Here is a 12,430-nt window from a genome sequence, read left to right on the forward strand (position 1 = left end):
CAACACCCCCGGTGTGACCCGTTTCGCCTTTCCCCGTCTCGGTTATAGCGCGAAACGGGGGTGTTGCAACAGTCGCGAAGCCAATATCAGTAAATAAGTATCAAGTGATTGATTTATAGGTATATCACCATGCTGGCATATACGTTGCTTGTTGTTTGGCATGAGTTCATCTACATACTGGGTAATGGATACCCACCGCGGTTTTCAGTCGCCCGACCCGAGTCGCCAGGGCGGTAACTCCGCCAGTGTTCAGGGCGTCCGGTCAATTACGGTCTCTTCCCTGCCCACGGGCCGGTGCGCGCAGGTGCGCCGTGGCCGGGCACCTTCTTTCATCGCGACATTCGGCGCGAGGTAGGACGAACATGTTTGCTCGAGTTTCCCGACACCTCATCACGGGCACCTTGCTGGGCGCCGCGCTGGCCCTGCCGATGGTTGGGGCGACGGTGCACGCCTCCGGCCCGGTCCTGACGGTGGAGCCGGACCAGGCGGCCACCCAGACCGTCAGTGGCACGGTGATCCCCTTTCGCGAGGTCACCCTGACCGCGCAGTCGTCCGGACGCGTGGTGGATGTGGCGGGCGCCGAGGGCGACCGCTTCGAGCAGGGTGCGGTCCTGGTGGCGATCAGCGACGACCGGCTGCGCGCCCAGCGCCAGGCGGCCGAGGCCGAGATGCGTACCGCCGAGGCGGCAATCCGCGAGGCCCAGATGCAGTACGGCCGCGAGATGATCTCGCCGCAGTCGCGCAACCTCGGCCAGATGCCTGGCATGGGTGTGCCTTCGATGTTCGACCAGATGTTCACCCAGCCGATGGGGCAGATGATGGGCATGGGCGACCCTGCGCTGGATCGGCGCACCGATCTCTACTCCCGCTACATCGGCGTGGATCAGGCCCAGGCGCGCTGGGAGCAGGCCCGGGCCCGGGTGGCGGAGCTGGACGCGGCGATCCGCGACACCCGCTCCGAGGCCCCTTTTGACGGCCTGGTGATGAACAAGCACGTGGAAGAGGGCGACACCGTCCAGCCGGGGCAGCCGCTGGTGAGCTTCGGCCATGTCGAATTCCTTCGCGTCGAGGCTCAGGTTCCGGTGCGGCTGGTGAGCGGCTTGCAGGAAGACGACTACGTGCAGGTGCGCCTGGATACCGGGGATGAAGTGGAGGCCCGGGTCGCCCGAATCTTCCCCCTTGCCGATCCGCAGCGCCACACCGTCACGGTCAAGTTCGACCTGCCCCAGGGCGTGCGCGGAGGGCCGGGCATGCACGCGGCGGTGCATCTGCCGCAGGCCGGTGCCACGGGTAACCGGGTGGTGATCCCGCGTTCGGCCCTGATCCCGGGCGGCGCACTGCCGCGGGTCGCCGTGCTGGACGGCGAGGGTTACGTACGGGTGCGCATGGTGCGCCTGGGCGGTTCGCGCGGCGACCAGGTGGTGGTGACCTCCGGACTGGAGCCGGGCATGCAGATCCTGGCACGGCCGGGGGCCGGCGTGCGCTCCGGCGAGCCGGTCGGCAGCCGCTCGTCGGGTTCCGGGCAGGGCCACCGCGACGGCGCCGCCGACCCCTGGAGCCGCATGTAGGGATTCCACTCCGGCGAAAGGCCGGGGAAGAGTACAGCACCGGTGACCGCCCCTGGCAGGCGCACCGGACGCAAGGGCCCCGTTGACGCCGGTGCCGGGACGCCAGACTGACAACAGGATCGTTCAAGCTCGATGGCCGAAGACGAAAAACAATCCAACAGCGGCTTCCGTGAGAAGCACGGTGACCCCGGCATTGCCGGGCGCATGGCGGCGGCCTTTATCCATTCGCCGCTGTCGCCGCTGCTGCTGATCGCCAGTATCGCGATCGGCATCCTCGGCCTGATGGTGACCCCGCGCCAGGAGGACCCGCAGATTTCGGTGCCGATGGTGGACATCATGGTGTCCTACCCCGGTGTCCCCTCGGAGCAGGTGGCGAGCCTGGCGGCGCGGCCGCTGGAGCGGCTGATGAGCGAGTTGTCCGGCGTCGACAATGTCTACTCCGTGTCGCATCGCGGCGAGGCGATGGTGACCGTGCAGTTCGACGTTGGCGAGGAGATGGAGTCCTCCATCGTCAAGGTGCACGACAAGCTGATGGCCAATCGCGACCTGATGCCACCCGGTGTCAGCGAACCCATGGTCAAGGCCAAGGGCGCGGACGACGTGCCGGTGGTCAACCTGACCTTCTGGTCGCACGAGGTGGATGACGCCCTGCTGCGACAGATTGCGCTGGACGCACAGCAGCAGCTGAACGAGGTGCCCGATACCAGCCAGAGTTTCGTCGTCAGTGGGCGCGAGGAGCGCCTGCGCATCGACGTGCTGCCGGAACGCCTCGCGGGCTACGACGTCAGTCTGGACCAGATCGCCCAGGCGGTGCAGTCCGCGAATGTCGAGGGCGCCGCTGGGCGCATCGAGAGCGACGGCCTGAGTACCGCGGTGTACACCGGGCGTTTCTTCACCGGGGCGGCGGACCTGGAGCAGCTGCTGGTGGCCGTTAGTGACGGTCAGCCGGTCTACCTGCGCGACGTGGCCGAGGTGACGTACGGTCCGGGCGAGGTGGAGCAGTTCGTACGACATTATTCCGGGCTGGCGGCTGTTGACCCGGACGCCGCGCCGGAGGGTGCGGCAGCGGTGACCCTCGCGATTGCCAAGAAACCCGGCAGCAACGGCGTGACCGTGGCCAACAATGTCCTCGAACGTCTCGAACGCCTGAAGGGCAGCGTGATCCCGGACAACGTCGAGGTGGCGGTGTCGCGTGACTACGGCAAGACCGCCAACGAGAAGGTCAACGAACTGATCTTCAAGCTGTTCATCGCCACCTTCGCGGTGACCATCCTGGTGGGTTTGTTCCTGGGGATTCGCGCCGCCATCGTGGTGTTGATCGTGATCCCGGTGGTGATCCTGTTCACTGTCTTCAGTGCCTGGGTGCTCGGCTACACCATCGACCGCGTCAGCCTGTTCGCGCTGATCTTCTCCATCGGCATCCTGGTCGACGACGCCATCGTGGTCGTGGAGAACATCTACCGCCGCTGGCTGATGAAGCGCGGCATCGACACCGAGACCTCGGTGGATGCCGTGCGCGAGGTCGGCAACCCGACCATCCTGGCGACCTTCACGGTCATCGCGGCCCTGCTTCCGATGGGCTTTGTCTCCGGGATGATGGGCCCGTACATGCAGCCGATCCCGGTGCTGGGCTCGGTGGCCATGCTGTTCTCGCTGGTCGCGGCCTTCGTGTTCACCCCGTGGCTGACCCAGCGTCTGCGCCCGAGCATGGCGTATCTGGAAAAGGCCACCGAAAAGGAACACCGCCAGGCGGAGAAGCTGGGCCGGTTCTATCGCACGGCGATTCCGGGGCTGGCCGACAACCGTGTGCGCGGCTATGCCTTCCTGATCGGCGTGATCGTGATCTTCTTCCTGGTGGTCAGCCTGTTCATGACCACCGATGTCCGCGTGAAGATGCTGCCGCTGGACAACAAGCCCGAGTTCCAGGTGGTGGTGAACTTCCCGGAGGGCACCGCCCTGACCGAGACCGCCACGCTGAGCCACGACATGGCCTCGATCCTGCGCGACATGGACGAGGTGATTGGCCTGCAGTCCTATGTCGGCACGGCGTCGCCGTTCAATTTCAACGGCCTGGTGCGCCACTACTACCTGCGCGATAAACCCTGGCAGGGCGACATCCAGGTGCAGCTGGTGGACAAGGGCGACCGCAGCCGCACCTCGCACGAGATCGCGACCGAGGCGCGCGAACGCCTGACCCCGCTGGCCGAGGCCGCAGGCGCGCGCATCCAGGTGGTCGAGATGCCGCCGGGCCCGCCGGTCCTGCAGTCCGTGGTGGCCGAGGTGTATGGCCCCGACGCTGCTACCCGCCGCGCGGTGGCCCGCGACCTCGAGGGTATGTTCGCCAATGCCGAGCACGTCGCGGACGTGGACAGCTTCCTGCAGGCGCCGCACAACGTTTGGCATTTCGATGTGGACCGCGACAAGGCGTTGCGCCGCGGCGTGACCGTGGAGACCATCAATCGCACCCTGGAGACCGCGATCGGCGGACAGATCCTCGGTGATGTGAAGGCGCAGTCACTGGTGGAGCCGCACCTGATCGAGATGCGCCTGCCCATGGCCACGCGCAACGACATCCGGCAACTGGAGATGCTGCCGGTGTTCACCCGCCAGGGCGGATCGATCCCGCTGGCCGAACTGGGCGAATTCGTCCAGCGCCCGCAGGACGAGCCGATCTACCACAAGAACCTGCGGCCGGTGGAGTACGTGACCGGCGAGGTGGTCGGGCGCCTTGCGGCCCCGGTGTACGGAATGCTGGAGGTCCAGGAGCAGCTGGAGGACTACCGTCTGCCGGATGGCAGCCAGGTGCAGCCGCACTGGCTCGGCCCACCGCCCAATGACGACTCCACCGCGTTCGAGTGGGCCGGTGAGTGGACGGTGACCTACGAGACCTTCCGCGACATGGGCATCGCGTTCGCCATCGCGCTGATCCTGATCTACATGCTGGTGGTCTGGGAGTTCGGCAACTTCGTGCTGCCGGGCATCATCATGGCCCCGATCCCGCTGACCCTGATCGGGATCATCCCCGGCCACTGGCTGATGAACGCCGAGTTTACCGCGACCTCGATGATCGGCTTTATAGCGCTCGCGGGGATCATCGTCCGAAATTCGATCCTGCTGGTGGACTTCGGTCGCCAGGCCGTGGACGAGGGCCATGACGTGCGCGACGCGATGATCCTGGCCTGCCAGGCGCGCACTCGTCCGATCATCATCACCGCGCTGGCGCTGCTGGCCGGTTCCAGCGTGATCCTGTTCGACCCGATCTTCCAGGGCATGGCGATCTCGCTGATGTTCGGCACCGTGGTGGCCACCCTGCTGACCCTGCTGGTGATCCCGCTGGGCTGCATCTCGGGGCGCCGCGCGTTCTGTCCGACCAGCCTCGACGCGGATGGCGAGGCCGCCGCGGTTTGCGCGAACGGCAATGGCAATGGGCATGGCGGTATGGCCGGTGCGACGCGCGTCGCGGCCGGTAGCGGCGCTGGCGAGGGCAAAGACTTCTTTGGCCCGCGTGACGGCGGTCCGGTCACCCTGGCCGTTCAGTACGGCGGGCTTTATCTCAAGTGCCTGGCGCTCGCGTTCCTCGAGGGGCTGCGCGATCTGGCCCTGGCCCTGTGGCACCTCGTCCGCTCCTTCCTGGAGCGCCGGCGCGACGGTGGCGGCGGCTCGCCGCCGCCCGGCGGCGGGGCGGGTGGTCCCTCCGCCGGGTTCGGCGGACCCACAGGTGGGGCTGGCCCGGGATCGGCGTCGGGCCCGAGTGCGACGGCTACCGGTTCCGGCACCGCCGGGAGCGCCTCGCAGTCTCGCAACGATGGGCCATCCGCCGATTCGACCCGGGCCTCCGGGGCCCCGGATCCGGTCGTTCAGGCTCCCGATCCCGAGGGTCGCACCGACGCCTCCACGCAAACGGGCACCACGACCGACGGCGAGTATGCGGGGGCTACCCAGGACCAGCGTGCTGACCGCACACAGGCGGACTCGAGTACCGCGACGACGCCCCGAAAGGTGACCGGCACGAAGCGCCGGTCACGAGCCAGTGCCGGGGGCGCGTCCGCATCGGGAGGCGGCACCGGGTCGCGGACCGCCAGGAAGGACTCTGGCAGCGCGGCCGGGACGAAGACGACCAAAACGGCCTCGGGTACCACTTCGCCATCGTCGAAGGGCACGGGTACCGCAAAGAAGACCACCCGCAAGGCGGCTACGGGTTCGGCCGCGAGTCCGCAGCGCAAGACTGCCGCAACGGCGGGCAAGGCCGAGTCGTCCGCCGCCGGCAGTACCAACAAAGGGCGTGGTGGCAGCGCCGGAAAGAGCGGCGGCAGCACCGCGGCGAACAAGCGCGCGTCGACGACGTCCAACAAGAAGACCGGCGGGACCAAAACGTCCGCCGCCACGAGCAGCAAGACCGGCCGCAAGGACAGCGGCAGTGCCCCCAAGGGGGGTGGCAAGTCGGGTACGCCCGGCAAGGGCCGCGCCCGGCGCGGGATTCGTCTCAAATGAACATGCAAGCAAGACCTCGAGGAGGTTCGTAATGAAGAAGCGATTCAACACCCGAATGATCGGTACCACGCTGGCCAGTGCCGCCGTGGCATCCGTGCTGGCCCTGGGCGTCGCCCAGGCTCAGGAACAGGAACAGGGCTACGGCCAGGGTCCGGCAATGGGCCAGCAGGGCCCGGTGCCGGGTCCCTACGGCCATGCCCCGTACGGTTCCGGCATGGGCATGCATCCCGGTGGCGGGATGATGCAGCAGCGTGAAGGCTCCGGTGACTTCAGCTTCGGCATGTCCGGACGGGGCCACGGCCAGGGCTACGGCCGCGGTCATGGTGACGGGTACGGGCAGGGCTACGGTCGTGGCCACCAGGGTTACGGTCCCGGTTATGGCTACGGCCCCGGCTACGGCCAGGGGTATGGCCAGGGCTACGGCCCCGGTCCGCAGCAGGGCGGCTTTGGCCATCCGGGGATGATGCAGCCGGGCTACGGCATGCAGCAGCGCCCGGCCTACGGCCAGATGCCGGAGTTCGATCCGGAGAACCTGCCGGAGGATATGCCGGAAGAGATGCGCGAGCGCATCCAGGCTCAGCATGCCGAGCGCCAGGAGCGCATGGAAGAGATGCAGGCCATGCGCGAGGCACGCCAGAAGGCGATGGAAGCGGGCCGTGCGGCCTACGAGGAAGAGATGGAACGCCAGCGCGAGCGCCGCATGGAGATGATGCAGGAACGCCGTGAAGCCATGGAAGAAGGCGACGGCTACTGATCCGCGGGTCAGTCAGCGTTAGGCGACGGGCACGGGTGTCCGTCGCCGTGGAAGCCAGACGGAGGCGGTTCGCCATGCAGGGCAGGCAGTTCGGTCAATCGAAACGTACGCGGGCCAGGAGCACCCCGATTCTCGGGGTCATGCTGGCCGCGGGGTTCCTGTTGCCGGTCGCCGACTTGGCGGCGAGTGACCGCCACAACCCGTGGGCCTCCGGTTCGCCGGAGGTGCAGCGCTCGGCACCGGAACGCCCGCGCGGGCGTTTTCCGGACCGCGATTACGATCCCTCGCAACGGGGCGAATCGCGGGACGCGCAGGGTTCGCCGCCGCACGCTCCGGCGTACCGGGGCTACGCGCCGCACGGCCCCTACGGTGCACCGGGTGCTCCGTCGTTCCACACCCCCGGCGGGATGCCGGGAGGCTATCCATACGGGTATCCGGGTTCGCCCGGGTATCCCGGCATGGGCGGGCCGGCTTCGGCCTTCCCCTGGGGGATGGGCGGTTTTCCATTCCCCTGACCAGTAAGGCGTGCATTCGAGAAGCCCTCCCCGCGTGCACGCATTCAATTCGAGGGCACGACTCCTTCAGGAGGTAACACCATGAACAAGTTTGTCAAAGCAGCAGTTCTCGCCGTTTCCCTGGGTGGCCTGGCCGCCCCGATGATGGCCTCTGCCCAGTGGGGCGGTCCGGGCTACGGGTATGGCCCCGGTGCCTATGGTCCTGGCTACGGCTATGGCCCCAGCATGCCGTTCTTCGGTGGCCCCGGTTACGGCTCCGGCCGTAACTACGGCATGGGCGACATGATGGGCGACATGATGGGCGACGGTGCCTTTGACTTCTCCGCCAGCGGTCGCGGCCGTGGTCACGGGTATGGTCATGGCTACGGCGACGGCTACGGCCGTGGCTATGGTCAGGGTTACGGCCATCCGGGTTACGGCTATGGCCCGGGCTACGCTCCCGGCTATGGCTACGGCCCGGGGTACGGTCCGCAGGGCTATGGTCCGCAGGGCTATGGCCCGCAGGGTCAGATGCCGCAGCAACAGCAGGGTCAGGGCAACTAAGTCCATCCCCTGTTCGGGTCTGCCCGCTTTCGGGCAGGCCCTTTTTTCCGAGTATTGCGGATTGGCGGGCCGAGCACGGCCGCCAATCCGCAATATTCAAGGGAATATGCACTCGTGTTCCCTCTAAGGAGACGCCATGCAGACCGTCGTCGCCAATCTCAAGGGCGGTACCGGAAAGAGTACCGTGGTCTTTAACCTGGCCCTGTGGTTGCAGGAGGGGCGTCGGCGCGCCCTGACCGTGGATCTGGATCCGCAACGAACCCTCAGTGATGTCCTCGAGGTGCGCCAGGAGGAAGGTTACGAGCCCGCCGTGGATGCGGCGGAGGATCTCGAGGCGGCCGGTGCGCGGGCTGGCGAGTACGACGAGGTGCTGATCGACGTGGGTGCGTCGGACATGGCCTCGCTGATGGCGGCGGTGGAGGCCGCCGATCGTGTGCTGATCCCGGTGCCACCCAGCCAGGCGGACGTCTGGTCGACCTATCGTTTTGTGCAGCGGATCCAGGAGCAGCGGGGAACGCGCGCGCGTCCGGAGATCCTGGCGTTTATCAACCGGGCCGACACGCACCAGGCGGTGCGCGAAAGCGACGAGACCTTCGAGGCGCTGCAGCAGATCGAGGGCGTTCGCCTGCTCAAGCCGCGGTTGAAGCAGCGCATGGCCTTCCGCCGCTCGTTCAGCGAGGGGCTTTCGGTACGCGAGCTGGAGCCGCGAGGCAAGGCCTCTGCCGAGCTGGACGCCCTGGCGGCTGCTTTGTTCGGACGTAGCCGTCGCAAGAAAAAATAATATGGCGCGTCCGGGATGACCGTGACGCGGACACCGACGAGGAGACGTACATGCGCTTCATACGCAATGCACTGGTCGTGATCGGGCTTTTGGCACTGGTTGGCGTGGGGTATGCCATCTTTGCCTTCGAGCCCTATATGAGCCAGGCCCGTTCGCTGGACTCCCAAGCGCCCAAGGTCTATTCGCAGATGGCCCGCACGGTGCTGGAGACCGGCGATGCCGCCGAGGCGATGGTCTACAAGCGCAAGGTGGAAGAGGGCCTGGCGGTGGAGGACGTGGAAGATATCCTGCGCCTGGTAGCCAACGAGCTGAATATTCGCAACGTTGGTGAGCTGCCGATGGGCGAGGAAGTCCGCAGCGTCACCGGCGAGGATTTCCCGTTCCTGAAGATCTACATGTTCTGCGACGTGGCCATCGCCGCGCAGATGGTGCGGCACAGTCCGGCGATGGCTGCGTATCTGCCGTGCCGGATCGTCTTGCAGGAGGATGCCGAGGGCGACCTCTGGCTGATGACGCTGGACCTGGACCCGATGATCCACGGGGGACGCCCGTTGCCCGACGATCTGTACGAGCAGGCGGTGTTCGTGAAGGAATCACTTGAAGAGATCATTGATCGCGCTGCCGTTGGCGCCTTCTGACGGGGTAATGGACCCCATTTCCATGAATCAACAAAGGGCGTTCAATGAGTGAGGCAAGTAGCAGCGAGTTTGAAGAGGTTCGGGACGAGGCGGACAAGGCGGATGCCCGGTCCAAGCGTCTGGAATTAATTGTGTACACGGCCCTGGTGGCCTTCATCGTGCTGGCGATCTACGGCTTCTGGCTGATCACCAGCCTGACCCGTGATGTCAGTCAGTTGACCGAGGAGATCGCGGAAATGACCCGGGTGGTGGATCGCGACATGTCCACCATCGCCGGTCACATGGCCTCGATGGATCACCAGATGACCGATATCAACAACACGATGCGGGTGATGAACGAGGAAGTGGCCGTGATCGCGAACAATACCCGCTCGATGGACGCCAACATCGGCTCGATGACGCGCGATACCAGCGTCATGGCGGGCTCTGTCGTGGGCATGCAGCAGGACATGTGGAGCCTGAATCGCAATGTGGGGGCGCCCATGGGTATGATGAACATGTTCAACCCATTCACCGATCAGAGTGGTCCGGTCCGGGGTTCGCCAGGGCCGTATTACCCGCGCTGATCGCGCGTTTCGACTGACGGAGTCCGCATGTTCAATCGTCCTGGTCCAAGGGTTCGCAAGCAGCTCAAGCTGCTGAGCGACCGCCTTGCCGAAGAGAATCCGGTGCTGAAGGGCGTTGTGGATCCCTTCCGGGATCTGGACCGGGTCGGCTATGCGGCCGGTCTGCTCGATCCCACCGAGGATTCCTACGCCTTCGGTATCTCCTGGTGGCCGATGATCGCCACGCTGGGGACCTTCTCCGCCGGCAAGTCCACGTTCATCAACGAGTACGTGGGCACGACCGTGCAGCGCAGTGGTTCCCAGGCGGTGGACGACAAGTTCACCGTTATCAGCTATGGCGGCAGCGAACACGTGCAGGAGCTGCCGGGGCTCGCACTCGACGGTGATCCGCGCTTCCCGTTCTATCGGGTGTCCGACGAGATCGAACGCATCACCGATGGCGGCGGCCGCACGGTGGATCACTTCCTGGCCATGAAGACCGCGCGTTCGGAGCGCCTGCGGGGTCGCATCATTATCGACTCCCCCGGGTTCGATGCCGACGAGCAGCGCGCGACCATCCTGCAGCTGACCGATCACATCATCGACCTGTCCGATCTGGTGCTGGTGTTCTTCGACGCCCGCCATCCGGAACCCGGCGCGATGCGCGACACCCTGGAGCATCTGGTCAATCGCGTGGCCGAACGCAACGACTTCACCAAGCTGGTGTTCATCCTCAACCAGATCGACACCACCTGGCGCGAGGACAACCTGGAGGAGGTCGTCTCCGCCTGGCAGCGTGCGGTCGTGCGCCAGGGGAACGCCACCGGGCGTTTCTACTGCCTGTACAACGAGAGTGCGGCGGTGGAGATCGGCGACCCACAGGTGCGCGAGCGCTACGAGGAAAAGTCCCGGCGCGACCGCGAGGAGATCCATGCCAAGATTCAGGAGATCAGTTCTTCGCGTTCCTACCGCATCCTGGGTTCGCTGCAGGCCATCGCCGAATCGATCGAGATGGATGCCCTCCCGGCCCTGAAGAAGGCGCTGGAGCAGTGGCGTCGCCGCGTGGTGCAGTTCGATGCCGGGATGTTCGCGGTGGTCGCGGTGATCCTGGGCCTGGTGGGCTACCAGTCGGCGGGCGGCATCGCTCCCTGGACCGACGGCAGTGTCTGGCAGTCCATGGGTGAGCGCCCGCTGCTGACGGCCTTTGGCCTGGTGGTGCTGGCGATCGTGCTGGGCGGGATTCACTTTTTCAATCGCCGCTGGATCGCGCGGCGCATCGCGCGGACGCTGCCGACCGAGAGCGCCGCCGGCAACTGGCAGGCGGCATTCGAAAAGAACACGCGTCCCTGGCGCCCGATGGTCGGGCGTGCACCGCTGGGGCTGGGGCGGCGCATGATCAGCCGCCTGCACCAGCTGCGCGACCGCGCCGAGGCCTACATCCAGCGTCTGAACAACCAGTTCGTGGACGCCAGCCCGGTCTCGCGCCAGGGCGGACGGGCCTCCGCCACCGATGTTTACCATCCCAGAGAGCCGGAAGCCCCGGCCCCGGAACCCACGCCGGGCACGGATGCGCCCCGCGATTACGCCGAGCCGGAGGCGCCGGAGAAGCGCTAGTCGGCTCGCGCCACACCCCGAAGCCGCACAGCTTGGGGGCGGCTATATTAGCCGTAGATGTTGTGCAGGAGGAGCACGATGACCATACTGGCATGGCTCATGTTTGCGTTGGCGATGATCCTGGTCCCAATCTCCGTATGGGCCAGCATGGCGGCGCTGGGGATATGTGCGGGCTGTGCACTGATCCGCGACTGGCGCAGGGGGCGCCAGGCGTCGGGGCAGTAGGCCCGCCCGCGGGCTTTAATGATTAACCAATCGGGACGGATCCCGCGCAGGGGGCTGCGGCGGATCCGGTCCCTTTACCACTGGAGGAGAACGTACCAATGAGTGATCAGAAGAAAATGGCCATCATCGCCACCAAGGGCAGCCTGGACTGGGGTTACCCCCCGTTCATCCTGGCCTCGACGGCGGCCGCCCTGGGCTATGACTGCGAGGTGTTCTTCACCTTCTACGGCCTGCAGCTGCTGCGCAAGAAGCTGGACCTGCAGGTGACCTCGCTGGGTAACCCGGGCATGCCGATGCCCATGCCCATGCCGGTGATGCTCCAGGCCCTGCCGGGCATGCAGAAAATGATGACCGTCATGATGAAGAAGAAGATGGCGGCGAAGGGTGTCTCCGATCTGGGCGACCTGCGCGAGCTGTGCCTGGAGGCCGAGGTGCGCATGATCGCCTGCCAGATGACGGTGGACCTGTTCGACATGGATACCAGCGAATTCATCGACGGCGTGGAATACGCCGGGGCGGCCGCGTTCTTCGAGTTCGCCGGCGAGTCCGATATCTGCCTGTTCATCTGAACCGGCGGCGCGCCTGACGCGCCCTCAAGGCCCCGCGGCCCCGGCTGCGGGGCCTTTTTCATTTTCGGGCGCTTGGTAGGTCAAGAGCGATTTACAGGAAGGTTGGAAGATCGGAATGGTTCAAGGATCAAGGGCGATAGCGGATGCTCGCGCGTTACCCCATCGCCACACCACGGCACGGCGCGTC

At 66.2% G+C, this 12,430-nt stretch carries 11 protein-coding genes; all 11 read left to right on the forward strand.

Translation table 11 applies throughout. The features are described 5' to 3' along the window. Positions 1-362 precede the first annotated feature (362 nt). The 11 genes from F572_RS0101210 (at position 363) to F572_RS0101260 (ending at position 12,243) form a co-directional block, all read left to right on the forward strand. Positions 363-1,568 carry an efflux RND transporter periplasmic adaptor subunit gene (locus F572_RS0101210; protein ID WP_026142962.1) on the forward strand — a complete coding sequence of 402 codons (1,206 nt, stop codon included), beginning with the start codon at positions 363-365 and terminating at the stop codon, positions 1,566-1,568. 132 nt (positions 1,569-1,700) lie between these two features. Then, positions 1,701-6,059, forward strand: a complete 4,359-nt coding sequence (locus F572_RS0101215; protein WP_017941508.1) for an efflux RND transporter permease subunit — start codon at positions 1,701-1,703, stop codon at positions 6,057-6,059. Positions 6,060-6,090: 31 nt separating this feature from the next. Further along, the gene (locus F572_RS0101220) at positions 6,091-6,813 is read left to right on the forward strand and encodes a sulfur globule family protein (RefSeq protein ID WP_017941509.1); all 723 of its coding nucleotides are present in this window, start codon (positions 6,091-6,093) and stop codon (positions 6,811-6,813) included. Between the two features lie 140 nt (positions 6,814-6,953). Continuing rightward, the gene (locus tag F572_RS0101225; protein ID WP_017941510.1) at positions 6,954-7,328 is read left to right on the forward strand and encodes a hypothetical protein; all 375 of its coding nucleotides are present in this window, start codon (positions 6,954-6,956) and stop codon (positions 7,326-7,328) included. 81 nt (positions 7,329-7,409) lie between these two features. Next, the gene (locus F572_RS0101230) at positions 7,410-7,871 is read left to right on the forward strand and encodes a sulfur globule family protein (RefSeq protein WP_017941511.1); all 462 of its coding nucleotides are present in this window, start codon (positions 7,410-7,412) and stop codon (positions 7,869-7,871) included. A 136-nt stretch (positions 7,872-8,007) separates the two neighbouring features. Next, positions 8,008-8,652 (forward strand): AAA family ATPase, encoded by a 645-nt coding sequence (locus F572_RS0101235; protein ID WP_017941512.1) that lies wholly within the window; start codon positions 8,008-8,010, stop codon positions 8,650-8,652. A 50-nt stretch (positions 8,653-8,702) separates the two neighbouring features. After that, positions 8,703-9,290: a DUF302 domain-containing protein gene (locus F572_RS0101240; RefSeq protein WP_017941513.1), complete on the forward strand. Its 588-nt coding sequence runs from the start codon at positions 8,703-8,705 to the stop codon at positions 9,288-9,290. A 44-nt stretch (positions 9,291-9,334) separates the two neighbouring features. Continuing rightward, positions 9,335-9,856: a hypothetical protein gene (locus tag F572_RS0101245; RefSeq protein WP_017941514.1), complete on the forward strand. Its 522-nt coding sequence runs from the start codon at positions 9,335-9,337 to the stop codon at positions 9,854-9,856. 27 nt (positions 9,857-9,883) lie between these two features. After that, positions 9,884-11,449, forward strand: a complete 1,566-nt coding sequence (locus F572_RS0101250) for a dynamin family protein (RefSeq protein ID WP_017941515.1) — start codon at positions 9,884-9,886, stop codon at positions 11,447-11,449. A 78-nt stretch (positions 11,450-11,527) separates the two neighbouring features. Further along, on the forward strand, positions 11,528-11,674 hold the full coding sequence (locus F572_RS15745) for a hypothetical protein (protein ID WP_017941516.1): 147 nt from the start codon (positions 11,528-11,530) through the stop codon (positions 11,672-11,674). A gap of 98 nt (positions 11,675-11,772) precedes the next feature. Further along, positions 11,773-12,243: a DsrE/DsrF/DrsH-like family protein gene (locus F572_RS0101260; protein WP_017941517.1), complete on the forward strand. Its 471-nt coding sequence runs from the start codon at positions 11,773-11,775 to the stop codon at positions 12,241-12,243. Positions 12,244-12,430: the final 187 nt, after the last annotated feature.

This window comes from Thioalkalivibrio sp. ALE14 (assembly GCF_000376845.1).
GTDB lineage: Bacteria > Pseudomonadota > Gammaproteobacteria > Ectothiorhodospirales > Ectothiorhodospiraceae > Thioalkalivibrio.